Origin of the sequence: Streptomyces sp. CB09001 (assembly GCF_003369795.1) — a bacterium.
Classification (GTDB): Bacteria; Actinomycetota; Actinomycetes; order Streptomycetales; family Streptomycetaceae; genus Streptomyces.
In genome coordinates this window covers 380736-406676 of record NZ_CP026730.1, presented here as the reverse complement: position 1 = coordinate 406676, position 25941 = coordinate 380736, and the positions used below count along the sequence as shown (strand labels likewise).

Annotated in this window: 28 protein-coding genes; 14 read left to right on the top strand and 14 right to left on the bottom strand. The window is 72.5% G+C overall.

The genetic code is table 11. The features are described 5' to 3' along the window. Nucleotides 1-29: 29 nt before the first annotated feature. Nucleotides 30-1184, bottom strand: a complete 1155-nt coding sequence (locus tag C4J65_RS02010; RefSeq protein ID WP_115740793.1) for an exo-alpha-sialidase — start codon at nt 1182-1184, stop codon at nt 30-32. 79 nt (nt 1185-1263) lie between these two features. After that, complete coding sequence (locus C4J65_RS02005) at nt 1264-2967, bottom strand: DNA alkylation response protein (RefSeq protein ID WP_115740792.1); 1704 nt, start codon at nt 2965-2967, stop codon at nt 1264-1266. A gap of 102 nt (nt 2968-3069) precedes the next feature. Between C4J65_RS02005 and C4J65_RS02000 the strand changes: the two genes are divergently transcribed. Further along, on the top strand, nt 3070-3822 hold the full coding sequence (locus C4J65_RS02000) for a PaaX family transcriptional regulator C-terminal domain-containing protein (protein ID WP_240330611.1): 753 nt from the start codon (nt 3070-3072) through the stop codon (nt 3820-3822). 4 nt (nt 3823-3826) lie between these two features. On the opposite strand, the gene C4J65_RS01995 is transcribed toward C4J65_RS02000, so the two are convergent. Together C4J65_RS01995 and C4J65_RS01990 are read right to left on the bottom strand one after the other, a co-directional pair. Then, a complete protein-coding gene (locus tag C4J65_RS01995) occupies nt 3827-4633 on the bottom strand; it encodes a pectate lyase (RefSeq protein WP_115740790.1) in 807 nt (268 codons plus the stop codon). Between the two features lie 197 nt (nt 4634-4830). Continuing rightward, entirely contained in the window at nt 4831-5910 is a 1080-nt protein-coding gene (locus C4J65_RS01990) for an NADH:flavin oxidoreductase/NADH oxidase (RefSeq protein ID WP_115740789.1), read from the bottom strand. Nucleotides 5911-6050: 140 nt separating this feature from the next. Here C4J65_RS01990 and C4J65_RS01985 point away from each other — a divergent pair, with 140 nt between their 5' ends. Beyond that, nucleotides 6051-6413 (top strand): helix-turn-helix transcriptional regulator, encoded by a 363-nt coding sequence (locus tag C4J65_RS01985; RefSeq protein ID WP_115740788.1) that lies wholly within the window; start codon nt 6051-6053, stop codon nt 6411-6413. A gap of 226 nt (nt 6414-6639) precedes the next feature. Further along, nucleotides 6640-7095 carry a DUF6214 family protein gene (locus tag C4J65_RS01980; protein WP_115740787.1) on the top strand — a complete coding sequence of 152 codons (456 nt, stop codon included), beginning with the start codon at nt 6640-6642 and terminating at the stop codon, nt 7093-7095. A 42-nt stretch (nt 7096-7137) separates the two neighbouring features. Here C4J65_RS01980 and C4J65_RS01975 read toward each other — a convergent pair whose 3' ends face one another. Then, nucleotides 7138-7794, bottom strand: coding sequence for a DUF305 domain-containing protein (locus tag C4J65_RS01975; protein WP_115740786.1), 657 nt, complete (start codon nt 7792-7794; stop codon nt 7138-7140). 209 nt (nt 7795-8003) lie between these two features. Between C4J65_RS01975 and C4J65_RS01970 the strand changes: the two genes are divergently transcribed. Further along, entirely contained in the window at nt 8004-9506 is a 1503-nt protein-coding gene (locus C4J65_RS01970; RefSeq protein WP_115740785.1) for a hypothetical protein, read from the top strand. Here C4J65_RS01970 and C4J65_RS01965 read toward each other — a convergent pair. From C4J65_RS01965 to C4J65_RS01945, 5 genes are all read right to left on the bottom strand, one after another. Then, nucleotides 9494-10195 (bottom strand): TetR/AcrR family transcriptional regulator, encoded by a 702-nt coding sequence (locus C4J65_RS01965; RefSeq protein ID WP_115740784.1) that lies wholly within the window; start codon nt 10193-10195, stop codon nt 9494-9496. The two genes, C4J65_RS01970 and C4J65_RS01965, sit on opposite strands and share 13 nt — an antisense overlap. Before the next feature lie 144 nt (nt 10196-10339). After that, nucleotides 10340-11029, bottom strand: a complete 690-nt coding sequence (locus C4J65_RS01960; RefSeq protein ID WP_115740783.1) for an HAD-IA family hydrolase — start codon at nt 11027-11029, stop codon at nt 10340-10342. A gap of 83 nt (nt 11030-11112) precedes the next feature. Continuing rightward, nucleotides 11113-11784: a phosphatase PAP2 family protein gene (locus C4J65_RS01955; protein WP_115740782.1), complete on the bottom strand. Its 672-nt coding sequence runs from the start codon at nt 11782-11784 to the stop codon at nt 11113-11115. A gap of 57 nt (nt 11785-11841) precedes the next feature. After that, nucleotides 11842-12777 (bottom strand): M56 family metallopeptidase, encoded by a 936-nt coding sequence (locus C4J65_RS01950; RefSeq protein WP_115740781.1) that lies wholly within the window; start codon nt 12775-12777, stop codon nt 11842-11844. A 153-nt stretch (nt 12778-12930) separates the two neighbouring features. Continuing rightward, nucleotides 12931-13533, bottom strand: a complete 603-nt coding sequence (locus C4J65_RS01945; RefSeq protein ID WP_115740780.1) for a DUF5134 domain-containing protein — start codon at nt 13531-13533, stop codon at nt 12931-12933. Nucleotides 13534-13733: 200 nt separating this feature from the next. On the opposite strand from C4J65_RS01945, the gene C4J65_RS01940 reads away from it, so the two are divergent. Both C4J65_RS01940 and C4J65_RS01935 read left to right on the top strand, forming a co-directional pair. Further along, the gene (locus tag C4J65_RS01940; RefSeq protein WP_162832980.1) at nt 13734-15428 is read left to right on the top strand and encodes an FUSC family protein; all 1695 of its coding nucleotides are present in this window, start codon (nt 13734-13736) and stop codon (nt 15426-15428) included. Next, nucleotides 15425-16000, top strand: coding sequence for a MarR family transcriptional regulator (locus C4J65_RS01935; RefSeq protein WP_115740778.1), 576 nt, complete (start codon nt 15425-15427; stop codon nt 15998-16000). Before C4J65_RS01940 ends, C4J65_RS01935 begins: the two co-directional genes overlap by 4 nt. A gap of 40 nt (nt 16001-16040) precedes the next feature. On the opposite strand, the gene C4J65_RS01930 is transcribed toward C4J65_RS01935, so the two are convergent. Beyond that, nucleotides 16041-16805, bottom strand: a complete 765-nt coding sequence (locus C4J65_RS01930; protein WP_162832979.1) for a VOC family protein — start codon at nt 16803-16805, stop codon at nt 16041-16043. 122 nt (nt 16806-16927) lie between these two features. Next, a complete protein-coding gene (locus C4J65_RS01925; RefSeq protein WP_115740776.1) occupies nt 16928-17320 on the bottom strand; it encodes a glyoxalase superfamily protein in 393 nt (130 codons plus the stop codon). Between the two features lie 85 nt (nt 17321-17405). Here C4J65_RS01925 and C4J65_RS01920 point away from each other — a divergent pair, with 85 nt between their 5' ends. After that, nucleotides 17406-17945 (top strand): GNAT family N-acetyltransferase, encoded by a 540-nt coding sequence (locus C4J65_RS01920; protein ID WP_115740775.1) that lies wholly within the window; start codon nt 17406-17408, stop codon nt 17943-17945. A gap of 42 nt (nt 17946-17987) precedes the next feature. On the opposite strand, the gene C4J65_RS01915 is transcribed toward C4J65_RS01920, so the two are convergent. Beyond that, nucleotides 17988-18671, bottom strand: a complete 684-nt coding sequence (locus tag C4J65_RS01915; RefSeq protein ID WP_115740774.1) for a glycerophosphodiester phosphodiesterase family protein — start codon at nt 18669-18671, stop codon at nt 17988-17990. A 226-nt stretch (nt 18672-18897) separates the two neighbouring features. On the opposite strand from C4J65_RS01915, the gene C4J65_RS01910 reads away from it, so the two are divergent. The 4 genes from C4J65_RS01910 (at nt 18898) to C4J65_RS01895 (ending at nt 22842) form a co-directional block, all read left to right on the top strand. Continuing rightward, the gene (locus tag C4J65_RS01910) at nt 18898-20301 is read left to right on the top strand and encodes a DUF6421 family protein (RefSeq protein ID WP_115740773.1); all 1404 of its coding nucleotides are present in this window, start codon (nt 18898-18900) and stop codon (nt 20299-20301) included. 68 nt (nt 20302-20369) lie between these two features. After that, nucleotides 20370-21116: an SDR family NAD(P)-dependent oxidoreductase gene (locus C4J65_RS01905; protein WP_162832978.1), complete on the top strand. Its 747-nt coding sequence runs from the start codon at nt 20370-20372 to the stop codon at nt 21114-21116. Beyond that, on the top strand, nt 21113-22183 hold the full coding sequence (locus tag C4J65_RS01900; RefSeq protein WP_115740771.1) for a low specificity L-threonine aldolase: 1071 nt from the start codon (nt 21113-21115) through the stop codon (nt 22181-22183). The genes C4J65_RS01905 and C4J65_RS01900 overlap by 4 nt, the downstream gene beginning before the upstream one ends. A gap of 86 nt (nt 22184-22269) precedes the next feature. Beyond that, complete coding sequence (locus C4J65_RS01895; protein ID WP_162832977.1) at nt 22270-22842, top strand: transglutaminase domain-containing protein; 573 nt, start codon at nt 22270-22272, stop codon at nt 22840-22842. Nucleotides 22843-22852: 10 nt separating this feature from the next. On the opposite strand, the gene C4J65_RS01890 is transcribed toward C4J65_RS01895, so the two are convergent. Continuing rightward, the gene (locus tag C4J65_RS01890) at nt 22853-23581 is read right to left on the bottom strand and encodes a lysophospholipid acyltransferase family protein (protein WP_115740769.1); all 729 of its coding nucleotides are present in this window, start codon (nt 23579-23581) and stop codon (nt 22853-22855) included. A gap of 298 nt (nt 23582-23879) precedes the next feature. Between C4J65_RS01890 and C4J65_RS01885 the strand changes: the two genes are divergently transcribed. From C4J65_RS01885 to C4J65_RS01875, 3 genes are all read left to right on the top strand, one after another. Beyond that, a complete protein-coding gene (locus C4J65_RS01885) occupies nt 23880-24227 on the top strand; it encodes a thioredoxin family protein (RefSeq protein WP_162832976.1) in 348 nt (115 codons plus the stop codon). 146 nt (nt 24228-24373) lie between these two features. Next, nucleotides 24374-24883, top strand: coding sequence for a flavin reductase family protein (locus C4J65_RS01880; protein WP_115740767.1), 510 nt, complete (start codon nt 24374-24376; stop codon nt 24881-24883). A 220-nt stretch (nt 24884-25103) separates the two neighbouring features. Then, a complete protein-coding gene (locus tag C4J65_RS01875; RefSeq protein ID WP_115740766.1) occupies nt 25104-25892 on the top strand; it encodes an electron transfer flavoprotein subunit beta/FixA family protein in 789 nt (262 codons plus the stop codon). Nucleotides 25893-25941 lie beyond the last annotated feature (49 nt).

Sequence of the window (25941 nt, the reverse complement as noted above, 5' to 3'; positions counted from 1 at the left end):
GTGGCCAAGGCCGGTCCCCCCGGTCCGGTTCACGCGACGACCGCGGCCCGCACGCACAGCACGTCCGGCAGGTGGGAGGCCAACTGCCGCCAGCTGTCGCCGTCGTCGGCCGACGCGAACACCTCGCCGTTGCGGTTGCCGAAGTACACGCCCGCCTGCTCCGCGTCGTCCGTGGACAGCGCGTCGCGCAGCACCGTGCCGTAGTGGTCCTCCTGGGGCAGGCCCGCCGAGAGCGGCTCCCAGCTCTTGCCCGCGTCCGCCGTGCGGAAGACCCGGCAGCGGTGGTCCGCGGGCACCCGGTCGGCGTCCGCGTTGATCGGGAAGACGTACGCCGTGTCGCCGCGGTGCGGGTGGGCGGCCACCGCGAAGCCGAACGTGGAGGGCAGGCCCTCGCCGATGTCCGTCCAGTGCGCTCCGGCGTCGTCGCTGCGGTAGACCCCCCAGTGGTTCTGGAGGTACAGGCGGTCCGGGGCGGCCGCGTCGCGCGCGACCTTGTGCACGCACTGGCCGAACTCCGGGTCGGGGTCCGGCAGGAAGACGGCGGAGACGCCGGAGTTGGACGGCGCCCAGCTCGCCCCGCCGTCGGAGGTGCGGAAGACGCCCGCGGTCGAGACGGCGACCGTCACGGACCTGGGGTCGCGCGCGTCGGTGAGGACGGTGTGCAGCCCCTCGCCGCCACCGCCCGGCACCCACTTCGGCCGCGTGGGGTGCTCCCACAGCGGGCGGACCAGCTCGAAGCTCTCACCGCGGTCCTCCGAGCGGTACAGCGCCGCGGGCTCCGTGCCCGCGTACACCACGTCCGGCTCGGCGGCGGCCGGGTGCAGCTGCCACACCCGCTCCAGGGAGGCGCCGGTGTCCTTGGGGAACTTGACGGCCGGCGCGGCCGGTTCGGTCCAGGTCCGGCCCAGGTCGTCGGAGTGGAACACCGACGGACCCCAGTGCGCGCTGTCGCCGCCGGCCAGCAGCCGCGGGGTGTCGCCGCGGGTGTCGAGGGCGACCGAGTAGACCGCCTGTGCGTTGAAGTAGGGACTCTCGTCGAACTCCCAGGTGCCACCCCGCCGGCGCCCGATGAACAGGCCCTTGCGGGTGCCCACGGCGAGCAGTACCTCGGTCATGCCGATCACCTCCGCGGCGTCTTCGTCGACGCCTTCGTCTCGGACACGGGCCAGTCTGCACCCAGGCACTGACAGTCACCCCCGGAAGGAGTGTCGGCCCAGGTCAGGGCGGTGGTGTCGGGTCCGGAGAGTTCCGGGGGCCGCCTGCTCAGCCCTCGCCCGGAAGGGCCCGCGCCAGGATCCGGCCGAGGTCGGCCGTGTCCGGAAGCGTGCCGAAGGCGTGCCCCCAGTCGCCGCCGAGCCGGGTCGCGCAGAAGGCGTCGGCGACGGCGGGCGGGGCGTGCCGGACCAGGAGGGAGGCCTGGAGGGTGAGGGCCATCAGCTCCACCAGGCGGCGGGCACCGGTCTCGGACGCCTCGGTGAGCCCCGCCCGGAGCCGGTCCACCGCCGCGTCCAGCCGGGCGTCCGCCCCGCCGGCCAGGGACAGTTCCCCGAAGAGCGCGTGCGCGGCGGTGGGCGAGCGGCGCAGCGCCCGCAGCACGTCGAGGGCGTTCACGTTCCCGGAGCCCTCCCAGATCGACAGCAGCGGCGCCTCGCGGTAGTGGCGGGGCATGCCCGACTCCTCCACGTAGCCGTTGCCGCCCAGGCACTCCAGTGCCTCCGCGGTGAAGGCGGGCCCGCGCTTGGTCACCCAGTACTTGCCGACGGCGGTGGCGATCCGCCGGAACGCCGCCTCCCCCTCGTCCCCGCGCACGGCACGGTCGGCCGCGCCGGCCAGCCGCAGGGTGAGGGTGGTCGCGGCCTCGGACTCCAGCGCGAGGTCGGCCAGGACGTTGCGCATCAGCGGCTGGTCCACCAGCCGCGCGCCGAACGCGGTGCGGTGCCGTACGTGGTGACCGGCCTCGACGAGGGTCTTGCGCATGAGCGTCGCCGAGGCCATCACGCAGTCCAGCCGGGTGCAGTTGACCATCTCGATGATCGTCTTGACGCCCTGCCCCTCGGGCCCGACCAGCCACGCCACCGTCCCGTCGAACTCGGGCTCCGAGGAGGCGTTGGACCGGTTGCCGAGCTTGTCCTTCAGCCGCTGGATGCGGAAGGTGTTGCGGGTCCCGTCGGGCAGCACGCGGGGCACCAGGAAGCAGGACAGTCCCCCGGCCGCCTGGGCCAGCACGAGGAACACGTCGCACATGGGCGCCGAAGTGAACCACTTGTGCCCGCGCAGCGTGTAGACGCCGGGCTCGGCGGTCGCGGTGGCCGTCGTGCTGTTCGTCCGGACGTCCGAGCCGCCCTGCTTCTCGGTCATCCCCATGCCGGCCAGCAGACCGCGCTTGTCCGTCGGCGTCCGCAGCCCCGGTTCGTACTCCCGTGAGGTCAGCAGCGGTTCGTAGACCTTCGCCAGCTCGGGCTGGGCGCGCAGCGCCGGGACCGCCGCGTACGTCATCGAGGTCGGGCACCCGTGTCCCGCCTCGGTGTGGCCCCAGACCAGTCCGCCGGCGGTCCGTGCGACGTGCGCGCCGGGCCGCTCGTCCGCCCACGGTGCCCCGGCCAGGCCCTCGCCGACCGCGACCCGCATCAGGTGGTGCCAGCTCGGGTGGTACTCGACCTCGTCGACCCGGTTGCCGTACCGGTCGTGGGTGCGCAGCACGGGCTCGTGGCGGTTCGCGAGGTCGCCCCACTCCTGCGCCTCGGCGCTGCCCGCCCGGCGGCCCAGCCGCCGCAAGCCGTCCTCCGCCCAGCCGGCGCCCTCCCGCCGCACGCCCTCCAGCAGGGCCGGGTCGTCGGACGCGTCGTAGGGGGCCAGGGGAGGGGGCTGGTTGGTGACGTCGTGCGTCGCGTACCCCTCCGGACGGCCCCAGGGCTCCTCGGACGGCTCGTGGGACTCGTGCGGCGGCTCCTGCGCGAATGTCGTCATGCCTCGAGTGTTGCAGCATTCCTACGAGCGCAGCAATAGTGCAACACGATGGGCGCACGTACAGTACGTGCCCATGTGGACGAACGACACCCCCGCGCGCGGATGACCGGTTCCGAGGCCGCCGACGGGCCCGCCCTGCGTCCGCTGTCCGCGCGGTCGGTGGTCCTGAGCCTGCTGCTCGGCACCCACCCGCCGGAGCTGCCGGCGCGGGACCTGGTGCGGCTCGTGGCGGGGTTCGACGTCGGCGCCTCCACCGCGCGCGCGGCGCTGAGCCGGATGGCCGCCGCCGGGGACCTGTGCCGCACGCACAACGGCTACCGGCTCAGCGAGCGGCTGCTGGAGCGCCAGCGGCGCCAGGACGAGGCGATGCGTCCGCACACGCGCGCGTGGAAGGGCGACTGGGAGGTGCTCGTGGTCACCGCGACCGGGCGCGGTCCCGCCGCCCGTGCCGAGCTGCGGACCGGGCTGACCGCCCTGCGCCTGGCCGAACTCCGCGAGGGCGTCTGGCTGCGCCCCGCCAACCTGGACCGCCCGCTGCCCGCGGCTCTGGACCGGGTGGCCGAGCGGCTCGTCTCACGCCCCGAGGCTCCCGCCCGCGAACTGGCCGCGCGTCTGTGGCCGTTGGACGCCTGGGCGGACACGGCACGGGTGCTGCTCGCCCAGGTCGACCGAGCCCGGCGCCCGGCCGGCCGGCTCACCGCCTTCGCGGCCGTCGTGCGCCACCTGCTCGCCGACCCGGTGCTGCCCGCGGAACTGCTCCCGCCCGACTGGCCGGGGACGGCCCTGCGGGACGCCTACGCGCGCTACCAGCGGGAGCAGTCCGGACAGGTCCGGGCGCACGGCACCCGGACCTGACGCGTCACTTGTAGGTGATGTCGGACGAGGAGTACCTGCAGTACGTGCCGTCGGCGCCGGAGCCGTTCGAGTCCGGCTCGTCGCCGTCGTCGTTGCCGATGTACTTCTGGCACGGGACGATCTTCTTGCTGCCGTCCCCGACGATCGTGATGCCGCGCAGGGTCGCGCTGTCGCCGTAGTTGGTGTTGATCCCGGCGATCCGGCCGCCCTTCCAGCTCACCTCGATGTTGCTGAGGTTGATGGTCCGCTTGTACTGCGTCGAGCAGTTTCCGCAGGACCGGACGAAGGTGCCGAAGTTCTTGACGGCGAAGCCCGAGACGTTCAGTGTGCCGGCGCCGTTGAACTGGAACACCTTGTCGCCGGCCTCCTTGGCGCCGCCGCCGGAGACCGTGTAGACGTTCGACGACGAGGAGCCGCGGAAGGTCGCCGCGTCCTCGCCGACGTCCTCCCACCAGACGTTCTGCAGCGTGCAACTGCCCTTGCAGTGCACGCCGTCCGCGGCCGGCGCGCCGATGATCACGTTTTTGAGGACGGCGCCGGGGGCCAGTTCGAGGATCGGGCCCTGGTCCTCGTCCTGGCCGTCGGAGCCCAGGTCGCCGGTGCCGTACAGGCGCTTCATCCCGTAGTCCTTGGTGCCGGAGACCGGGATGGTGGAGGAGACGCCCTCGCTGCCGTTGGGGGTCGGCCAGGTGGCGGCCTGTGCGGAGGGGGCCGCGGAAGTCATGAGCATGCCAACCGGCCCGAGCGAGCCCAGTGCGCCCAGCGCGCCGGTCACCGCGCGCCGCGCGCGCGGTCGTGTCACAGGGGTCATGTTCTGGTCCCTTCCGTAGGGAGTGGGGGTGGAACGGAACATGTACGTGAACGTCGTGCGTCAACCTGACTGAGATCGCGAACGCGCGGCCGCACTTGTGGGGAAGCGTGGAGCCGCAGCGTTCGCGACGGTCATGCTGATGAACGGACCGTAGAGGGTAAGCGCTTTCTAGTCAACGCCTCGGACGGCGGTCCGCCTTACATGCCCCAGCCGTACTGGTCCGGCATCCGGGCGTCCACGCCCAGCTCTCGCGCGGCATGCTGGGCCCAGGAAGGATTGCGCAGCAGCTCGCGGCCCAGCAGCACCGCGTCGGCCTCGCCGTTGGCCAGGATCTTCTCGGCCTGCTCGGCCTCGGTGATCAGACCGACGGCGGCGACCGGCAGCGTGGACCCGGCCTTCACGCGCGCGGCGAACGGGACCTGGTAGCCGGGCCCGGTCGGGATCCGGACGCGCGGGACGTTGCCGCCGGTGGACACGTCGAGCAGGTCGACGCCGTGTGCCTCGAGGTCCCGGGCGAAGCGGACGGTGTCCTCCGGCGTCCAGCCGTCCTCCTCCAGCCAGTCGGTCGCCGAGACGCGGAAGAACAGCGGCTTGTCGTCGGGCCAGACTTCCCGTACCGCGTCCACGACCTCCAGGGCGAACCGGGTGCGGTTCTCGTACGAGCCGCCGTAGGCGTCGGTGCGGCGGTTGGAGTACGGCGACAGGAACTCGTGGATCAGGTAGCCGTGGGCGCCGTGGATCTCGGCGATCTCGAAACCGGCGGCCAGCGCCCGGCGTGCGGCGTCCGCGAACCGGCCGACGACTTCCTGGATCTGCGGGGCCGTCAGCTCGGTCGGTACCGGGTGCCGTTCGTCGAACGCGAGCGCGCTCGGGGCCACCGGCTGCCAGCCGTACGCGTCCGCCCCCACCGGTGCCCCGCCCTTCCAGGGCTGCGCGGTCGACGCCTTGCGGCCCGCGTGGGCCAGCTGGACCGCCGGAACCGTGCCCTGTGAGCGCAGGAAGCCCGTGATCCGGCGGAACGCCTCGACCTGGGTGTCGTTCCACAGTCCGAGGTCCTGCGGGGAGATGCGGCCCTCGGGCGACACGCCGGTGGCCTCCACGACGATCAGGCCGGTGCCTCCCGCCGCGCGGGCGCCGTAGTGCGCGAAGTGCCAGTCACCGGGCACGCCCGCCGACGGGCCTTCCGGCGCCGCGGAGTACTGGCACATCGGCGGCATCCAGATCCGGTTCGGGATCGTGGTGTCACGGAGCCGGAAGGGCTCGAAGAGGGCGCTCATGGCGGGCTGCTCCTGGGTCGCGGCGGGTCGGGGCGGCTCGTACGGTAACTCTCGTAGTACGTCGAGTGTCAAACTACGGCGTCCTTCGTACAATGGGGAACCCCTCCTGACCGGTGGGCCCCCGACGAACTGGAGTCGCCGTGACCGCCGCCGCCACTGCCGCCGGCACCCGCGAGCTGCCGCACCCGACGCGCGGGGAGATCCGGCTGGAGGGAGTGCTGCACGCGCTCGCCGACCCGGTGCGGCTGCGGATCGTGCGGGACCTCGCCGCCGACAGCGGCGCACTCTTCTCCTGCTCGCACTTCGACCTGCCGGTCACCAAGTCCACCACCACGTACCACTTCCGGGTGCTGCGCGAGAGCGGGGTGATCCGGCAGACCTACCGGGGGACGGCCAAGATGAACGGCCTGCGCAGGGACGACCTGGACAGCCTCTTTCCCGGGCTGCTCGACGCCCTGCTGGCCGCGGCCGCCCGCCAGGCCGCCGTCGTGGCGAGCGGCTGACGCCGCGCGGGGCCGTCCCGCCCGGCCGGCCGTGTCTCGGCGCGGGGCCGTCCCGCCCGGCCGGCCGTGTCCCGGTCCGCTGCGCTGACAGGGTGCCGCACTCGGTGAACGAAGCGTGTTCCGTTCGTATGGAATGTGATCATTCGGTTACGTTGCGTATGTGCTCGAAGCGTCCTTCGTTGATCGTTCTCTTCAGCTTTCCGACCGCTGTCCGGACGACGGTGAGATGTCCGTGCGGCACGCCTGGGTGGTGAGCGAGGGCTCCACCACGACCTCCTGGTTCGACGTCCGGCTGACCTTCGCCGACGGCGCCCGGGTGGACGCGCTCGCCGTGCTGTCCGGTGCGGACGTGCGGGTCGAGGACGTACGGGCCCGGCCGCCGCTGTCCCTCGACGACCTGGCCGTACTGGCCGAGTGGCTGGAGAGTCCGCTCTTCGAGGCCTGCGTCGCGGCCCCCGCCCTCGGGGCGCCGGCCGCGTCGCGGCGGGCACGGGCCGCGTGGCCGCGCGGGCGGGAGGGGCGCAGGCTGGTCGCCCAGGAGTACCGGACGGCCCGGGCGGAGGGCGGTGATCCGGTCCTCGCGGTGATGCGCGCGACCGGGCACAGCAGGCGCAGGTCGCTCAGGCTGATCGGCCAGGCGCGCGACGAGGGGTTCCTGGCGCCCCGTCGCGCGCGCCGCTGAGACACGCCGGCGGGCGCGCCCCGGCACCGGACCTCCGCGTCGTCACAGCATCGCGCGCATGCGTGAGATCTCGCTCGTCTGCTGGGCGACCACGTCGTCCGCCATCTCCTCGATCAGCACGTTGTTGCCCCCGGACTTGACGTCCGTGGCCATGCTGATCGCCCCCTCGTGGTGAGTGATCATCAGAGTGAGGAAGAGCCGGTCGAAGGCCTTGCCCTCGGCCGCGCGGAGTTTCTTCAGCTGTGGCTCGGTCGCCATGCCCGGCATCGTGGCGTGCTCGTGACCGCCGCCCGTCACCTTCTCGCCGTGCGTCTCGAGCCAGCCCTCCATCGCCTTGATCTCCGGTCCCTGCGCGGCCGAGATCCGTTCTGCCAGCTTCTTGACCTGGCCGGACTCGGCCTGTTCCGGCGCCAGTTCGGTCATCTTCAGCGCCTGGGCGTGGTGCTGGATCATCATCCGCGCATAGGAGACGTCCGCCGAGTTGGGGGAGTCGTCGTCGGCGCGCTGCTTCTCGGCGTCCTCGGCGGACAGGGTCCGGTTGCCCTCGCCCGGCTTGCCCGGCGCGATCACCGAGGGCCCGGCGGCGGCAGCCGGACCGGTGTCCGATCCCGAGTCGCAGGCCCCCAGCCCGAGCACGGCCAGTGCGGTCAGCGAGGCCGTGACGAGTGACGCGCGGGACATCGCGGGGCGAAAGGACACAACGACCTCCTGTGGCTGCGGGTGCCCCTCTGGGTGGAGGGAGGCGGGAGCACCTTGTGGGTGCGATGACCGTCCTAGCACGCTTCCGCGCGTCACTGATCAAAAAACTTCATTGCGAGTTTGTTGCCCCCTGTTGGTATGTGCATGGCGAAGACGATACTGCGGGATGCGTGAACCGTTCCGACGGGAACGGACGTTGGGAGGAAACAGTGACCCTGTTGAACGACCCGCGAACGCGGCGCAGACGCCTGGGAGTCGCGGCTGCCGCCGCCGGACTCCTGTCCGCGCTGCTCACCGCCGGCCCGGCCGTGGCGACCCCCGACCCCGGGGACAGCCCGGCCACGTCGAAGGAGGTGTCCAAGAGCGCGCGCGCCGAGGTGCGCGACGCCATCGAGAGCGGCGACATACCCGGCCAGGACGAGATCGTCCACTCGGACAACATCGAGCACCTGACCAACATCCCCAAGGACGCACTGCCCGGCACCAACTCGGACCTGGCCTTCCAGGGCCGGTACGCCTTCGCCGGGAACTACGACGGCTTCCGCATCTTCGACATCAAGAACCCGAAGAAGCCGAGGACCGTCGCCCAGGTGCTGTGTCCCGGCTCGCAGAACGACATCTCCGTCTCCGGTGACCTGCTGTTCCTGTCGACCGACTCCTCGCGCAGCGACAGCAGTTGCAACAGCACCACGCAGCCCGCGACCGAGAAGTCCTCCTGGGAGGGCATGAAGGTCTTCGACATCAGCGACAAGCGGAACCCGAAGTACGTCGCCGCCGTCGAGACCGCCTGCGGCTCGCACACCCACACGCTGGTGCCCGAGCGCAGGGACGTCTACATCTACGTCTCCTCGTACTCGCCGAACGCCGCCTACCCCGACTGCAAGCCGCCGCACGACGGGATCTCGGTGATCAAGGTGCCGCGCAAGGCACCCGAGCGGGCGGCCCTCGTGGGCTTCCCCGTGCTCTTCCCCGGTGAGGGCCCCGACGGCGGCGGCAACCCGGGCGGGCCCACCAACCCGGGCGTCTCCAAGACCACCGGCTGCCACGACATCACCGTCCTGCCCTCCGAGGACCTGGCGGCCGGCGCCTGCATGGGCGACGGCATCCTGTTCTCCATCAAGGACCCCGAGCGCCCGAAGGTCATCGACCGCGTCCAGGACAACGTGAACTTCGCGTTCTGGCACTCGGCGACCTTCAACCAGAAGGCGAACAAGGTGGTGTTCACCGACGAGCTGGGCGGCGGCGGCGCCGCCACCTGCAACGCGGAGATCGGCCCGGACCGCGGCGCCGACGGCATCTACGACATCGTCGGCCGGGGCGACCACCGCAAGCTGGTCTTCCGCAGCTACTTCAAGATCCCGCGCCACCAGGCGGACACCGAGAACTGCGTGGCCCACAACGGCTCGCTGATCCCGGTCAAGGGCAAGGACATCATGGTCCAGGCCTGGTACCAGGGCGGCATCTCCGTCTGGGAGTTCACCGACTCCTCGCGGCCCAGGGAGATCGCCTACTTCGAGCGGGGTCCGCTGACCACCGACACGATGACCACCGGCGGTTCCTGGTCGGCCTACTACTACAACGGCTACATCTACTCGAACGACATCGCCAAGGGCTTCGACGTCCTCAAGCTCAGCGACCGGCGCACGGACCCGGCCAAGCGGGTCCATCTGCGGGAGCTCAACACGCAGACGCAGCCGGACTACTTCGACTGAGGACCGCGGTCCGTCCGGTCCTGCGGATCGGGTACACCGGTCGCGAAGAACCGCGACAGGTCCGGGTCGCACGTCGTCCCGCCGGGCGCTTCGGCGTCCGGCGGGACACCCAGCTTCCAGTCCAGCCGGTAGCGCTCGAACAACTCGGCGCGCAGCTCCGGCACCGGCATCGGTACACCGGGCACGAGAGCCGCGAAGACGGCGCCCATGAGCTGCGCGCGCAGCATCGGGTAGTCGCGGTCGACGTCCCGCGAGCCGTGCCGGGCCACCGTGTCCCGCAGCAGCTCCGCCAGCCTCCGCTGCTCCGGGCAGGGCACGAAGCCCACCTCCGCCTGGAGCAGGCCCGCCATGTGCTGGCGCATGAGCACCGGCCGGTCCCGGGCGAGCCCCAGGATCGCGTCGATGGCCCGCGCCAGCCGCTCACGCCCCTCGGCGGTGCGCGGCTCGCGCTCCAGGGCCTCCTCCAGGGTGCGGTGCATCAACCGGTGCACGGCGGACTGCACCAGCTGGCGCTTTCCGGGGAAGTAGTACGAGACCAGCCCCCGTGCGGAGCCCGCCCGGTCCGCGATGTCGCCCAGTGTGGTCGCGTCGTACCCGCGCTCGCCCACCAGCTCCACGGCTGCCTGCAGGAGACGCTCCTTCGAGCGCCGCCGCAATTCTTCATTGACCGAGGCGCTGCGCGGGGACATGCTGTACTCCTGCGTTGACTGGCTGCCAGCCAACTATACTCGGCGCAGACGGAGAGGCCTCCGGGGCCGCTCCGGCTACCGTCTGTCTCGGGCGACACGGGGGATCGTCCGAGGCGGACGGAACCACCATGTGGTTGCCTCGGGCTACGTGGCCAGGTCCAGCACCGGCCGCAGTCCCGCCGGGCGCTCGGACACCGGCAGATGCTCGACGAAGTGCACCCGGCACCCGAGTGCCGCCGCGCCACCGTCCGCCCTCCGGTCGTCGCCGACCATCAGCGTGCGTTCCGGCTCCACGCCCAGCGCCGCGCAGGCGACGCCGAACAGCCGGGCGTCGGGCTTGCGGATGCCGTGCTCGTAGGAGAGGACGTACGTGTCCACGTACCGGTCGAGGCCGTGTGCGCGGAAGACCGGCCGCAGGTCCCAGCCGATGTTGCTGACCACCCCCACGGCGACTCCGCGCCCGCGCAACGCGCTCAGCACCTCGGTGGCGTCGGTGTAGGGACGCCACGCGTCCGGCGCCATGTGCCGCTCGTACAGCACGTCGTGCAGGTCCGGGTCCGGCAGCGGCACCTGACGGGAGAGCCCGGTGTACGCGGCCCGGTGCAGCGCGGAGCTGTCGTCGCGGGCCTCCCACACCTCGGCGAGTTCCTCCGGGATCCGCAGCGGCGGGGCCCCGCCGGGCAGCGCTCCCACCCGCTCGAGAGCCTCGGCCTTCTCGGCCAGCTCCGGTGCGGCCAGCTCCAGCCCGGCACCGTCGAGGGCCGCGCGCAGCCAGGCTTCGGTGGATTCGATGCGGAACAGGGTTCCGGAGAAGTCGAACAGAACGGCGGTCATGGGCCGGATCCTAGGGGGCGAAGGACGCGACGGGGGCGACGTCGCGGTGCGGGCGGGGCCGACCCGGCGGATCGCCGCTCCGCTCACGGATGCAGGCGCCGGTGCACCAGCACCGCGAGCGCCACGACCAGGCCCCCCAGGAGCCAGCCGCCGAGCACGTCCGTGGCCCAGTGGACGCCGAGCCACACCCGGGTGACGCCGACCCCCGCCACGGAGACCACGGCGACGGCCAGGCCGGTACGGCGCAGGGCGCGCCCGGCGTCGTAGTGGTGGAGCAGCCACACCAGCAGGCCGCACACGAACGTCGCGGTCATGGCGTGCCCGGAGGGGAAGGCCGCGTAGTGCGCGGAGTCCACGGGGTCGGACCAGACCGGGCGGGGGCGGTCCACCGCCGCCTTGAGGGCCTGTTGCAGCAGGCTGCCCAGCAGACAGGTCGCTCCCAGCCAGACCGCCGTCCACCGGTCCGCCCGGCGCCACCACAGCCACAGCACCACCACCGCACACAGCAGGCGCATCGTCCAGGTGTCCCACACCCAGTCGGTGAGGATCCGCATGACGTGTGTGAGGCCGCCTTCCTCGACGGCCCAGCGGTGGGTCGTGCCGGCGATGTCCTCGTCCAGCCGCACCAACGGGCGCCATTCGACGGCCACCAGGGAGAGCAGGAGCGCGGAGCACACGGTCAGTACCCAGGTGACGCGGAGGGCGGTGCGTGGCTGCGGCGGGGCGGGCGGGGAGTCGACCGGCGGCGTCTGCATGCCGCGATCCTCGCCGAACCGGTGGCTCCGAGGCCAATGCCGTAGCGGGGGCGGGCCCTAGCCCAACGCCCGCAGGCCCGGTGCGAACGCCAACAGGACCGGGACCACCGGTACCAGCGCCGCGGCCGCGGTCAGCCGCAGCCTGCGGGCCGCCGTCAGCCGGTTCGGCGGGGTGAGCAGGCGGTGCACCCGCTGCGGGCCGCCGGCCCGGCCCGACGGGCACGGACCGAAGACACCGCGGTCCTCGTTGAGTTCGACCAGTGCCAGGGCGGTCGTCAGGCGGCCGAAGCGGCGGGAGGCCACGTCGTCGGCGGCGAGTTCGACCAGGCGGTGCATCTCGTCGCGGAACCCGGCGAAGACCGGAACCTGCGGGAACCCGTCCGCCAGCGCGGCGGAACAGTGCAGCAGCCAGTCGTGCCGCGCCTGCGCGTGTCCCTTCTCGTGGGCGAGCACCGCGTCCAGTTGCCGCCCCTCGAGACGACGCAGGGCGGCGGTGGTGACCACCAGCTGCGGGGGAGCGCCGGGCAGCCACCAGGCGTCCGGCCGCTCACCCTCCAGTACGACGAGCCGCCCCGGGCCGGGCTCTTCGCCGGGCAGCAGCGGAGCGCGGTGCCGGAGTTCCGCGCGGCGCAGCCGCCGCCGGGCGCGGGCCCGTGCCACCTCCCGGGCCAGCATGAGCGCGCTCCACAGTCCGCCGCAGGCCAGCGTGACGGCCGTCGTGTCCGCCCAGAGCCCGGACGTGCCGAGGGCGTAGGCCTCGACCACCGGACCGGGAGCGGTCGCGAAGACGGGGCCGCCCACCGCGTGCCAGGCCGCCGCCGCGCTCAACGTCATCGACAGCGCGCAGCACACGATCACCGCCGCCACCGCGCACTGCCAGACCCACAGGGCGACCACCGGTTCGCGATCCGGCCAGTCGGCCCGGGCGAGCAGCCTGGGGGCGAGCACGGCGGTCAGCGCACCGAGCAGCAGCAGTGCCGCGGGGAGAATCATGGGGGCAGCCTATGAGCGCCGCGCCGTCGGCAGTACGGCCCGCCGCGCAAAGTGACGCAGGCAACGACTGCGCGCGGTGAACGCCGGGCAGCCCGACGCCGCCGCGGTGAACGCCGGGCAGCCCCGCGCCCGGCCGCCCGTGCCTCTCCGGTGTCACAGGGGGAGCAGCATGGCCAGCATCGCGATCGCCATGGAGAGCCGGCAGGCCCGCGCCAGCTCCGGCCGGTCGCCCCACCCGGCCGCCGCACGGCCGTCGGCCCCCGCACCGCCCCCGGGCGCGGGCACGGATGGTGCACCCGGACCGCTCCCCGCCACCGCCACGACGGGTATCAGACGCACGCCGGTCAGCAGCACGTATCCCGTGAAGTAGAGCAGCAGCGCCCCGGTCAGCACCGGTGTGCCCGACGCGCCGTGCGCGTGCCCGTGGGCGGGGGAGGCGGCCATCACCACCGCCATGTAGACCATCGCCGCGGCTCCCACGAGGTGGTGCAGGTGGTGGCGTCCCGACCGGGCCGCCCACAACGCCCGCAGTCCCGCGGCGCCGAACACCACCGCGTAGGCGGGCCAGACCCAGCCCGGCGGGGTGAAGACCGCCGCGGGTACGGCCATGGCGGCCATGCCGAACCCCATGAGGGCCTCGCCGCCCGCGGCCCGGCGCTGCTCCTCGACACCGCTGCGCATCCGCAGCAGGCAGTAGGCGCCGGTCGCCGCGCACAGCGCGACCAGCAGCCATCCGGGTGACGCCGGTCCGTGCACACGCACCTCCCCGTTCGGCGGTCCACGGTCTGTCAAGAACTGCCCGGGCCATGCGGCGCGCACGCGAGCGCAAGGGTGTACGCGGGAGCATCCGGGGGAGCGCGCGACCTCACCGCGGTGGATCACGGCTGGTCGGTGATGCGGACGGGCTCACGCCCGGTATTCGATTTACAGGTAAAACACTTGTTAACCTTATGCGTATGAGCAGTGCGACCCCCACCTCCGGCACCTCGACGGCCCGACGTCTGTCCCTGGCAGGCGTGCTGCGCCTGCGCCGGCCCTCCGAGATCTGGTTCAAGCCCGCCCTGAGTTCGGTCGCCGCGGTCGCCCCTCCCAACCTCCTCCTGCTGGCGTTCGGCCGGCTCGACCTGGCGATGTACACCATGGCCGGGTCCCTGTGCGCGCTCTACGCCCACAACCGCCCCTACGCCGCCCGGGCCCGCACCCTGGCGTGGGTCGTGCTCGGCATGCTCGCCGGCGTAGCCGCCGCGCTGGTCACCGCCTCCCTCACCCGGAACGCCGTCGTCCTCGTCACCGTCGGCGCCCTGCTGGCCGCCGTGCAGAAGGTCCTGTGCGACGCCACCCGCGTCGGCCCGCCGGGCAACGTGGTCCTGACCTTCATCAGCTCCGCCGCCCTCTTCGTCCCGCAGACCCTCGCCCAGGTCCCCGCCCACCTGGCGCTGGCCGCCGCCGCGGGCGCCTGGGCCTGGCTCGTCGGCATGGCACCCGCCCCGGTCCGTCCGCACGGCCCGGAACGCCGGGCCACCGCCCAGGCCCTGAACGCGGCAGCCGCGTACGCCGCCGCCCACGGCACCGGCGCGGGCGAGGACCACGCCTCCGCCCGCGCCGCCGGGTACGCCGCCGTACAGGCCGCCTGGCAGACGCTGCCGGCCCTGCCGTCCACCGGCGCCCGCGCCGCCACCCGGCACGCCCTGGAACGCCTCGTCGTCCGCGCCGAGGTAGCCCTCGCCGCCCCCGCCGACACCGACCCGGAGCGGCTGCGCGCCTGGGCCCACGCCCTGCGCGGCGGCGGCCGGATCCCCCGCACCGGCGACGCCCCGGAGGACACCGACGAACTGCTCGGCGTGGACGCCGAACTCGCCGCCCGCCCCGCGCCCCTGTGGCAACGGCTCGGCCCGCTGACCCCGATCGCCGCCCGCACGGCGCTCGGCTGCGCGCTGGCCGGGTACGCCTCCCTCGCCCTCGGCATCGGCCGCCCCTACTGGGCCCTGGTCACCGCCGCCGCGCTCTACCAGGCCAACGTCACCCTGACCTGGAGCCGGGCCGTGCAGCGCGTGGTCGGCAACCTCGCCGGGGTGCTGGCCTTCGCCGCCATAGCCCCGCTCGCCCACCTCGGGCAGGCGCTGCTCGTCCTGTGCTGCCTCGCCCTGAACTTCGGCGCCGAGGCCCTCATCACCCGCAACTACTGGCTCGGCAGCGTCTGCGTGACCCCGATGGCCCTGCTCGTCACCGAGTTCGCCGGGTACCAGGCCCCCGGCGACCTGATGACCGAGCGGACCGTGGACACCCTCGTCGGCGCCCTGGTCGGTTTCCTCGCCGCCGTCGTCGTCACCAACCGGCGCGCCGGGAACCGCGTCGAACAGGCGGTGACCGCGGCCGACAGCGCCCGGGAACGCGCCGCGCGCCTCCTCGCCGAGCCCGACCCCGCCCCCGGCGTCCTGGAGGCCGCCCGCCGGTCCCTGGCCGCCGCGCTGACCGACCTGCGGGCCATCGCCGACGGGGCGGCCGGCGAATGGTGGGGACGCGCACTGCCCCAGGAGAGGGTCGTGCTCGCCGAGCAGGCCGGACACCGTACGCTCGCCGAGGCGGTGCGACGCCAGGCAACGCGTCCGGACCGGGGCGTGAGCACGAGAACGGAGGACGTACGGCCATGACCGCAACCGACGGGGGAGCGCACGACGGGGGAGCCGGGCCCGGGTCCGGTGACGGCGGGACGGGGCCGGGCGGGGACACCGTGGCCGCGGTCGTACGTCAGTGGCGTGCCGTCCACCCGGACCTCGACACCGGGCCGATGGAGATCATCGGCCGGATCAACCGCTGCGCCGCCCTCCTCCAGCAGGCCGAGGACGCGCCGCTGCGCCGGGCGGGCCTCAGCCGTGCCGAGTTCGACCTGCTCGGCGCGCTGCGCCGTACCGGTCACGAGCTGACGCCGGGGGAGCTGGCCCGGGAGACCTTCTCCTCCGGCGCGGCCGTGACCAAGCGCCTCAAGCAGCTCACCGAGCGTGGCCTCGTCGAGCGGCGCGGCGACACCCGCGACCGCCGGGTCGCCCACGTCCGCCTCACGGACACCGGAAGCGACCTCGTCGACGGCATCCTTCCGGAACAGCTCGCCTACGAGTCTGCGGTCCTGTCCGGCGTGGCCGGGCCGCGGCAGGGTGAGCTGGCGGCGCTCCTCGGCGGGCTCCTCGGTCAGCTGGAGGGCCGTCTGGACGCGCTGCGGGCCTGACCGCGGCGCGAACGGTGCGGCCTCCCGCGCACCGGGCGGATCAGCGCTCGTCGCCCGCCCGGTACACGCCGAACATCGCGCCCTGCGGGTCCCGCAGCACCGCGATGCGCGGCCCGTCGGGCACGGAGGTCGGCTCCATGAGCACGGTGCCGCCGCCGTCCGTCGTGTCGGACGCGACGGTGTCCACGTCCGCCACCGCGAAGTACGGCAGCCAGTGCGCCGGGACCTCGTGCGGGAACTTGTCGTCCATCGTCACCATGCCGCCGAAGTCCGCCCCGTCGATCCCCCACTGCGGATAGCGGTCCGAGGCGCCGACGCTCCAGCCGAACACCGTCGTGTAGAAGTCGGCGGCCCGGTCGGGCTCCCGGGTCAGCAGCTCCACCCAGCCCAGCGAGCCGGGCGCGTTGAAGAGTCCGGCCCCGGGGAACGAGCGTCCCTGCCACAACTGGAACACCGCCCCGGTCGGATCGGCGGCCACCGCGAAGCGGCCCGCGTCGAAGACGTCCGCGGGCCCCTGCAGGGCCACCCCGCCGGCCGCCGTCACCTGCCGTACGGCCGCGTCCGCGTCGCGCACGGCGAACGACACGTTCCACGCCACCGGCTGCCCCTGCTGGTACAGCGGCGTCAGGGCGGCGACCGGCGCGTCGTCGATCCGGGCGATCGTGTAGCCGCCCGCCCGCTGCCGCGGGTCCGTCTCGGGACGCCAGCCGAACACCCCGGTGTAGAACCGCTTGGCCGCCTCCAGGTCGGTGGTCCCCAGCTCCGCCCAGCAGGGCCCGCCGGTCACCGGTTCGTGGAGCTTCATCGTGCTGGCGTCCTTCCGCCGGGGCCGCAGACCGTCCGTCCCCCTCCAGCACGCTAAGGCCGGGCCGGGGCCGCGGCCATCCGGCACGTACGCACCCCCGGTCGCGGTGCCCGCCCGCCGGCTCAGATCCCGGGCCGGAGGCGCAGCGGATGCTCCGCGGGCACCTCCACCAGCACGATCCGAGTGCCGTCCGGATCCGCGATCCACATCTCCACCAGCCCCCACGGCTCCTTGACCGGCGGTCGCACGATCGCGACCCCCTTGGCAGCCAGTTCCTCGTGGGCAGCCGCCGCGTCCTCGACCTGGAGCCACAGGGCGAGCCCGGGGGTGAGGGGAGCGTCGGAGCGCCCGGAGACCTCCAGGAAACCGCCGCCGAGGAAGTAGACGGTGCCCCGCTCCGGACCGGTGCCGAACTCCCGGTGGACGGCGAGGCCGAGCTGGTCGCCGTAGAAGGCGCGGGAGCGGTCGGGATCGGTGGGGCGGAGCAGGGTCCGGCTGCTGAGTACGTGCACCATGCGTCCCGAGGCTAGCGGCGACCAGCGGCGGCGTTACGCTCATCGGTGCCCGCGCCGCGCCCGAGACCGAACCGGAGACGCCCCCATGGACACCGCCGCCAGCCCACTGACCTACCGTGACGCCACCGACGCCGACGTGGACGCGATCGTGGCGCTCATAGAGTCCGCGTACCGGGGCGACTCCAGCCGGGCCGGGTGGACCACCGAGGCGGACATCCTCCAGGGGCAGCGCACCGACCCCCAGGGCGTGCTGGAGGTCGTCAAGGCGCCGGACAGCCGTCTGCTGACGGTGGAGCGGGACGGCGGGATCGTGGCCTGCTGCCAGCTCGAGCACCGCGGGGCGCACGCCTACTTCGGGATGTTCGCCGTCAGCCCGGCGCTCCAGGGCGGGGGACTGGGCAGGGCGATCATCGCGGAGGCGGAGCGGCAGGCCCGCACGACGTGGGGCGTCACGGAGATGCACATGACCGTGATCTCCGTGCGCGAGGACCTCATCGCCTGGTACGAGCGCCGCGGCTACCGCCGCACGGGAGAGATGACCCCCTTCCCGTACGGCGACGAGCGCTTCGGCATCCCGCAGCGCGACGACCTCCGGTTCGAGCTGCTGGTCAAGCCCCTGGTGTGACGCGAGCCCGCCGGACCCGGCCGCTGGGGCAGCCGGGGCCGCTCAGGCGGTGAAGCGGCCGGTGCGTTTGATCTCCGGGTAGTCGGTCGTCGCGCCGTCCAGGCCCAGGGCGCGCACCAGGCGCAGGTGGTCCTGGGTGTTCACGGTCCAGCAGAAGACCCGCAGTCCCGCCTTGCGGGCCTTGTGCACGATCTCCAGCGTGACCCTGTTGATGTCCAGACACAGGGTCCGGGCGCCCGCCTGCACGGCGCGGTCCACGACCTCGGGGCCGTAGTACTGCGCCACCAGGGCGGTCCGTACCCCCGGCACCAGCCGGGCGATCTCGACGATGGCCTCGTCGTGGAACGAGATCACCTCCACCCGGTCCACCAGGTCCCGGCGGAGCATCACGTCGGCGAGGAGTCGCGCGGCCGCCGCGTCCTTGATCTCGGCCTGCAACGGTACCGAGACGGCGTCCAGCACCTCTTCGAAGACCGGGATCTGCTCCCCGCGGCCGGCGTCCAGCGCACGCAGCTCCTCCAGCGTCTTGTCGGCGATCGCACCGGTGCCGTCGGTGGTGCGGTCCACGTCCGCGTCGTGCATGACGACGAGCGCGCCGTCCTTGCTCAGATGCAGGTCCAGTTCGACGACGTCGAGGCCGGCCTGCTCGGCGGCGACGAAGGAGCGCAGGGTGTTCTCGGGTTCGACACCCATCGCTCCGCGGTGACCGATGGTGAGGAAGTTCAAGGCTCGACTCGCTTCCGTCGACGTCGGCGTGGCAGGGCGGCAGCCTAACGGCCCTGCGGGACCGTTTCCCCCGTGCCGCGCCGGGTATACGAATCCGGCGCTCGACAGGAAAAAATGCGGCGAAGCCTGGGGTGAGGCAGGATAATTTACGGAGTCTCCCCTTGATAGGAGAAACGTCGTATGCCTACGGTGTCTTGACGCAAGCTTCTCCCGTGGAGGATGGGACATGACGGAAATTCTTGTGCAGGTGGGTGTGGAGGGCGACGTTCCTCCGGCGAGCAGGGTGGTGGAGCACCCGGCGTGGCCCGTGCTCAAGGATGCCGTGGAGCGGATCCGGCCATGGCAGTCCAAGGACGGGTCGATCGACTTCGACGCCGAGAGTGCCCCCGGGCGGGCCGCCGCCGAGGACGCCGTACGCAGCGTCACCGAGGCCGTGCGCGAGCTGTCCCCGCTGCTGCCCCACGACCGCGCCTACCACGAGGCCCTGGTGACCGACCTCGCCCGCTGGGCCGACGGCGGCTTCGCGGTGCCCGACTTCCTCGACTCGCTGCTGGCCTTCCAGCCCGCCGCCAACCGCGCGGACGGCCTCCAGCACCTCGTCGTCTTCCCCATGTACACGCAGAACGGCAACCCGGACCGCAACCTCGAAGCGGTCGTCCTGCGCATGGTCTGGCCCGACTGGCTGGCGGAGCTGGAGCGCACCCGTTACGACAACCCGCTGTTCTGCGGCATCACCTTCGAGGACTTCACGGCCGGCTACGACACCAACTCGGCCGTCCTCTTCCCGGAGACCATCGCCGTGCGCGAGGCCCCCGAGCGCTTCTCCTGGGGCGGCATCTTCTGCGACCGGGAGGCCGCCCGCTTCCGCCGCGTCACGGAGGCCGCCGTGGATCTGCTGGGCCTGGAGCTGCCCGAGGACGTCGCCGCCATGGTCGACGACCAGAAGCGCTGCGAGGAGGCGTTCGTCCTGTGGGACATGGTCCACGACCGCACCCACAGCCACGGCGACCTGCCCTTCGACCCGTTCATGATCAAGCAGCGCCAGCCGTTCTGGATGTACGGCCTGGAGGAGCTGCGCTGCGACCTCACCGCCTTCAAGGAGGCCGTGAAGCTGGAGGCGGACGGCGTCCCGCAGGCCCGCGACGTGCAGTACGCGGTGCTCTTCGACCGCATGTTCCGCTTCCCGGTGACCGGCGAGCGGGTGCGCAACTACGACGGTCTCGGCGGCCAGCTGCTCTTCGCCTACCTGCACAAGCACGACGTCGTCCGCTGGACCGACAACAAACTCTTCATCGACTGGCAGCGCGCCCCGCAGGTCACCAACCAGCTGTGCGCCGAGATCGAGAAGCTCTACCGCGACGGCATCGACCGCCCCAAGATCGTCCACTGGTTCGCCGGCTACGAGCTGGTCTCGACCTACCTCGCCCCGCACCCGGGCTCGAAGTGGGCCAAGGGCCCCGACGCCCTGGACCTGACCCTGCCGCCGCGCAAACTCGTCGACGACGTGCTTCCGGACGAGTTTCCGCTGAGCATGTTCTACGAGGCCCTGTCCAAGAAGCTGAAGAAGGTGATCGCCTCGACCCGGGGCATCACCGCGGCCGCGGACGGCGCCGAGCGGGCCGCCGCGTGAGCGACGGCGGCGGCACGCACGAACACGCACGGCAGACACAGGCTCAGCAGGCTCGGGAGGCGAGGACCATGGGGAACGGGGCGCTCGACGGCGCGGTGATCGCGGTGGCCGGGGCGGGCGGACCCGCCGGACGGGCCGCCCTGCTGCGGCTCGCCGAGGCGGGTGCGACCGTCGTCGGCGCGGACAACGACCCGGAGCGGCTGGCCGAGGCGGTGGACGCGGCACGCTACGCGCACGGCGGTGCCACCGTCACCGGCGAGACGGTCGACCTGCTGGACCTGGACTCCACCCGGGCCTGGGCCGACCGCACCGAGCAGGAGTTCGGCCACGTCGACGGGGTGGTCCACCTCGTGGGCGGCTGGCGCGGCAGCAAGACCTTCACCAAGACCGAACTCGGCGACTGGGACCTCCTGGAGAAGCTGCTCGTCCGCACCGTGCAGCACACCTCCCTCGCCTTCCACGAGGCGCTCCAGCGCAGCGACCGCGGCCGCTACGTCCTGATCAGCGCCGCCGGCGCGTCCAGCCCCACCGCGGGCAACGCCGCCTACTCGGCCGCCAAGGCCGCCGCGGAGGCGTGGACGCTGGCCATGGCGGACTACTTCCGCAAGGCGGGGGGCGAGCAGGGGCCGACGTCGGCGGCTGCGATCCTGGTGGTCAAGGCGTTGGTGCACGACGCGATGCGCGCCGAGCGCCCCAACGCGAAGTTCGCGGGCTTCACGGACGTGCGTGACCTCGCCGAGGCCGTCGCCGGTGTCTGGGCGAAGCCCGCCGCGGAAGTGAACGGAAACCGTCTGTGGCTGACCGAGAAGCCGTGAACCCCCCGAAGACCGACGCGCGTCGCCATCACGACCCCGAGGTCCGCGGTTTCGCCAGTGACAACTACGCCGGCGCCCACCCCGAGGTGCTCGCCGCCCTGGCGCTGGCCAACGGCGGGCACCAGGTCGCGTACGGCGAGGACGACTACACCGAGAACCTCCAGCGCGTGATCCGCAGCCACTTCGGCTCCGGCGCCGAGGCGTTCCCGGTCTTCAACGGCACCGGCGCCAACGTCGTCGCGCTCCAGGCGGTCACCGACCGCTGGGGTGCGGTGATCTGCGCCGAGAGCGCGCACATCAACGTCGACGAAGGCGGCGCCCCCGAACGCATGGGCGGCCTCAAGCTGCTCACCGTCCCCACCCCGGACGGCAAGCTCACGCCCGAGCTGATCGACCGGCAGGCATACGGCTGGGACGACGAGCACCGCGCGATGCCGCAGGTCGTCTCGATCACCCAGAGCACCGAGCTGGGCACCCTCTACACGCCCGACGAGATCCGCGCCATCTGCGAGCACGCCCACGCGCACGGCATGAAGGTGCACCTGGACGGCTCCCGGATAGCCAACGCCGCCGCCTCGCTGGACGTCCCCATGCGGACGTTCACCAACGCGGTCGGCGTTGACCTCCTCTCGCTCGGCGGCACCAAGAACGGCGCCCTGTTCGGCGAGGCGGTCGTGGTGCTGAACCGGGACGCGGTGCGCCACATGAAGCACCTGCGCAAACTGTCCATGCAGCTCGCCTCCAAGATGCGCTTCGTGTCCGTGCAGCTGGAGGCGCTGCTCGCCAAGGACCTGTGGCTGCGCAACGCCCGGCACTCCAACGAGATGGCCCAGCGCCTGGCCGAGGGTGTGCGCGCCGTGCACGGCGTGGAGATCCTCTACCCGGTGCAGGCCAACGCGGTCTTCGCCCGGCTGCCGCACGACGTGAGCGAGCGCCTGCAGAAGCGGTTCCGCTTCTACTTCTGGGACGAGGCCGCGGGTGACGTGCGCTGGATGTGCGCCTTCGACACCACCGAGGACGACGTCGACGCGTTCGTGGCCGCGCTCAAGGAGGAGACGGCGCGCTGACGGGGAAGCCCCCGAGAATGCATAGGTATGCGGTCACTCGAAAAGTCATTGACTGTCGGGTGATCGCTTTCCTATGCTCTGCGGGCATGGAGCTGATCCAGAAGACACCTGACCTGTCCGCCTACCTGGCTGTCGACGAGGTCATCGACCATGACCATCCGCGAGTGCGGGAGGTGGCCGGCGGACTCGCCAAGCAGGCGGAAGACTCGTATGTCTATGCACGCCTGGCCTTCGAGTTCGTGCGCGACACCATCCCGCACTCACAGGACTCCGGGGACCCGCGCGTCACCTGGCGGGCCTCCGACGTCCTGGAGCAGCGCACCGGCATCTGCTACGCCAAGGCCCACGCGCTGGCCGCGCTGCTGCGCGCCGAGGACATCCCCACGGCGCTGTGCTACCAACGGTTCGACGTGGTGCACGGACTGGTCGCCGTACGTCTCGACGGCGCCTGGCACCGGCAGGACCCGCGCGGGAACAAGCCCGGCGTGAACGCGCGGTTCTCCCTGGGCCGCGAGCAACTGGCCTTCACGCCGGACCGCGCGGCGGGTGAGGAGGACTGTCCGGAGCTGTACGCGGCGCCGCATCCCGCGGTGCTGGACGTCCTCAAGGCGGCCACCGACCGCCCGCACCTGTGGGAGACCCTCCCGGCCGCCCTCTGAAACGCCCGGCTCAGTGCGCCTGGGCCGTGCGCAGCTGCTCGGGCGTCGGGGCCGTACCGCCGAGATGGGCCGGCATCCACCAGGTGTCGTCGGCTCCCTTGGGGCGCACGGGGTAGGCGCGCTGCGCGGCCTCCAGCAGCTCCTGCACCCGCTCGCGCAGCCGCCGCGTGATGGCACCCGCGTACTGCTCGCGCGGGGCCTCCATCGCCTCGCCGACCCGGATGGTGATGGGGGTGTGGCTGCGCTTGAAGTTGCGCGGGTGGCCCTTGGTCCACAGCCGCTGGGTGCCCCACAGCGCCATGGGGACCAGCGGGACGCCCGCTTCCTGCGCGAGTCGCGCGGCACCCGACTTGAAGCTCTTCAGCGTGAACGACTCGGAGATCGTCGCCTCGGGGAAGACCCCGACGATCTCGCCCGACTTCAGCGAGTCCAGGGCGTGTGCGTAGGCCGCCTCGCCCTGCTTGCGGTCGACCGGGATGTGCTTCATCCCGCGCATCAGCGGACCGGAGATCCGGTGCCGGAAGACCGACTCCTTCGCCATGAAGCGCACCAGCCGCTTCTGCGGCAGCGCGGCCAGGCCGTCGAAGACGAAGTCCAGGTAGCTGATGTGGTTGCTCACCAGCACGGCGCCGCCCGAGCGCGGGATGTTCTCCGATCCCTGGCAGTCGATCTTGAGGTCCCACGCCTTGAACAGGGTGCGGGCGAGACCGATCACCGGGCGGTAGACGAGTTCTGCCATGGGCGGGTCGAACCCTTCCTTGTCAGCCTGGGAAGGGGGCTCCCAGTCGAAAGTTACGCACCCGTAGGTTTACGGGCTTGTCGCAGATCGTGCCCCAAGAACGGCCGGTGTACCAGCCTTGGTGCCCGTGCGCGGCGAGATCCTCATCACTTGCCCGGCCCTGTCCTGGCCGAAATGCGACGGTGGGCGGGAATCTCGGCGGCCCCGCGAACGCTGCACCTTCGGAGTACCGGACCTGTGGCGTGCGGGGTACGCGCGTCCATGAGTGCCGCGGTGGCGGCGGAACGGGGGCGCGCTGGTGCGCGGGCAGGACGACGGCAACGGGTCGGAGGCCACCGCCGCACGGCTCGGCGCGGCCGACCTCGGTGCGGAGCTGGGCGTCCGGGCGACGCTCGTACAGTTCTCCAGTGCCTTCTGTGCGCCCTGCCGGGCCACCCGGCGGGTACTGGGCGAGGTGGCCGGCCTGGTCCCCGGTGTCGCCCACGTCGAGATCGACGCCGAGGGGCACCTCGAACTCGTCCGCGCCCTGGACGTGCTCAAGACCCCCACCGTGCTGGTCCTGGATGCCGACGGCCGCGTCGTGCGTCGTGCCGTCGGGCAGCCGCGCAGGGCGGACGTGATCGCCGCGCTGGGCGAGGCGGTGTGACAAGCGCCACGCCAGCGGTGAGGTCTTCTCCACAGCCTCCACATCCCGGGACGTAATTGACTGTGTGTGCCACCCGTCGTCAGCCTGCCCCCATGCCCCGTTCGCCCTTTCCGGGACCGGGGCGCAACGCAGAAGGACCACCCCGCATGACGGTCACACCCGACCTGGCCGCACCCCGGCCCGCCACCGACGACCTGCTGCGGTCCGTCTTCCGGCGGCACGCGGCGGGCGTCGCCGTGGTCACCGCGCGGGGTCCCGGCGGGCCGGCCGGTTTCACGGCCACGTCCCTCACCTCCGTCTCCGCCCGCCCGCCGCTGCTCTCCTTCGGCATCGGTACCGGCTCCTCGAGCTGGCCCGCGGTGTCCGAGGCGGAGCACGTCGGCGTCCACGTGCTCGGCGAGCACCAGGAGGAGCTGGCGGCCACCTTCGCCCGCAGCGGCGCCGACCGCTTCGCCGCACCCACCGTCTGGCGGGAGGGGCCCGAGGGTGTGCCCGTGCTGGACGGCGTGCTCGCCTGGCTCGTGTGCCGGGTGGTCGGCCGGGTGCCCGCGGGGGACCATCGGATCGTGCTGGCGGAAGTCCTCCTCGGCGACCCCGCCGGTGTCGGCGAGCCGCTGCTGTACCACCAGGGGCGTTACCGGGGTCTGCGCGACTGACCGGTCAGCGGGACGGCGTCTGCGAAGGCGTCGGGTTCCGGTTACGCTGCGTTGCGAAGGTCACAGTTCAAAGCGCTTGCTTAGCGGGCAGGAACTGGGTGTACTGACGAGTAATATTCCGGGCGGAGCGCAGGTCGCCCCGACCGGGATCGGCCGCTTGGGGCGCCTATGCTGCCTGCAAGAGGCAGCACTGAAATGTCGACGCAGTAGGAGAGCCGGCGTGAGCTTGAGGATCGTTGTCACTGTGAAGTACGTGCCCGACGCCACTGGCGACCGGCACTTCGCTGATGACCTGACCGTCGACCGGGACGACGTGGACGGTCTGCTCTCCGAGCTGGACGAGTACGCGGTCGAGCAGGCGCTGCAGATCTCCGAGAATTCCGACGACGACGTCGAGGTCACCGTCCTGACGGTGGGCCCCGAGGACGCCAAGGACGCCCTGCGCAAGGCGCTGTCCATGGGCGCGGACAAGGCGATCCACGTCGAGGACGACGACCTGCACGGCACCGACGCCATCGGCACCTCCCTGGTCCTGGCCAAGGCCGTCGAGAAGGCCGGCTACGACCTGGTCGTCTCCGGCATGGCCTCCACGGACGGCACCATGGGCGTCGTCCCCGCGCTGCTCGCGGAGCGCCTGGGCGTGCCGCAGGTGACGCTGCTGTCCGAGGTCTCGGTCGCGGACGGCGTCGTGAAGGGCCGCCGCGACGGCGACACGGCCACGGAGCAGCTGGAGGCGTCGCTGCCGGCGGTCGTGTCGGTCACCGACCAGTCGGGCGAGGCGCGTTACCCCTCCTTCAAGGGCATCATGGCGGCCAAGAAGAAGCCGGTTCAGTCCTGGGACCTGTCCGACCTCGACATCGACGAGGACGAGGTCGGTCTGGACAACGCCTACACGGTCGTGGAGTCGGCCGCCGAGCGTCCGGCGCGCACCGCGGGCACGATCGTCAAGGACGAGGGCGAGGGCGGCAGGCAGCTCGCCGAGTTCCTCGCGGGCCAGAAGTTCATCTGAGGCCCCGCCGCCCCTACCGCCCCTCATCTTTCGCAAGCAGGAGAGAAGA

Coding starts and splice junctions, on each gene's coding strand:
- C4J65_RS01950 (WP_115740781.1), bottom strand. CDS start 12,777: ATGATTCTCCCCGCGGCACTGCTGCTGCTCGGTGCGCTGACCGCCGTG.
- C4J65_RS01930 (WP_162832979.1), bottom strand. CDS start 16,805: ATGAAGCTCCACGAACCGGTGACCGGCGGGCCCTGCTGGGCGGAGCTG.
- C4J65_RS01880 (WP_115740767.1), top strand. CDS start 24,374: ATGACGGTCACACCCGACCTGGCCGCACCCCGGCCCGCCACCGACGAC.
- C4J65_RS01960 (WP_115740783.1), bottom strand. CDS start 11,029: ATGACCGCCGTTCTGTTCGACTTCTCCGGAACCCTGTTCCGCATCGAA.
- C4J65_RS01890 (WP_115740769.1), bottom strand. CDS start 23,581: ATGGCAGAACTCGTCTACCGCCCGGTGATCGGTCTCGCCCGCACCCTG.
- C4J65_RS01995 (WP_115740790.1), bottom strand. CDS start 4,633: ATGACCCCTGTGACACGACCGCGCGCGCGGCGCGCGGTGACCGGCGCG.
- C4J65_RS01925 (WP_115740776.1), bottom strand. CDS start 17,320: ATGGTGCACGTACTCAGCAGCCGGACCCTGCTCCGCCCCACCGATCCC.
- C4J65_RS01935 (WP_115740778.1), top strand. CDS start 15,425: ATGACCGCAACCGACGGGGGAGCGCACGACGGGGGAGCCGGGCCCGGG.
- C4J65_RS01910 (WP_115740773.1), top strand. CDS start 18,898: ATGACGGAAATTCTTGTGCAGGTGGGTGTGGAGGGCGACGTTCCTCCG.
- C4J65_RS01980 (WP_115740787.1), top strand. CDS start 6,640: ATGTCCGTGCGGCACGCCTGGGTGGTGAGCGAGGGCTCCACCACGACC.
- C4J65_RS02005 (WP_115740792.1), bottom strand. CDS start 2,967: ATGACGACATTCGCGCAGGAGCCGCCGCACGAGTCCCACGAGCCGTCC.
- C4J65_RS01905 (WP_162832978.1), top strand. CDS start 20,370: ATGGGGAACGGGGCGCTCGACGGCGCGGTGATCGCGGTGGCCGGGGCG.
- C4J65_RS01965 (WP_115740784.1), bottom strand. CDS start 10,195: ATGTCCCCGCGCAGCGCCTCGGTCAATGAAGAATTGCGGCGGCGCTCG.
- C4J65_RS01955 (WP_115740782.1), bottom strand. CDS start 11,784: ATGCAGACGCCGCCGGTCGACTCCCCGCCCGCCCCGCCGCAGCCACGC.
- C4J65_RS01940 (WP_162832980.1), top strand. CDS start 13,734: ATGAGCAGTGCGACCCCCACCTCCGGCACCTCGACGGCCCGACGTCTG.
- C4J65_RS02000 (WP_240330611.1), top strand. CDS start 3,070: ATGACCGGTTCCGAGGCCGCCGACGGGCCCGCCCTGCGTCCGCTGTCC.
- C4J65_RS01895 (WP_162832977.1), top strand. CDS start 22,270: ATGGAGCTGATCCAGAAGACACCTGACCTGTCCGCCTACCTGGCTGTC.
- C4J65_RS01990 (WP_115740789.1), bottom strand. CDS start 5,910: ATGAGCGCCCTCTTCGAGCCCTTCCGGCTCCGTGACACCACGATCCCG.
- C4J65_RS01920 (WP_115740775.1), top strand. CDS start 17,406: ATGGACACCGCCGCCAGCCCACTGACCTACCGTGACGCCACCGACGCC.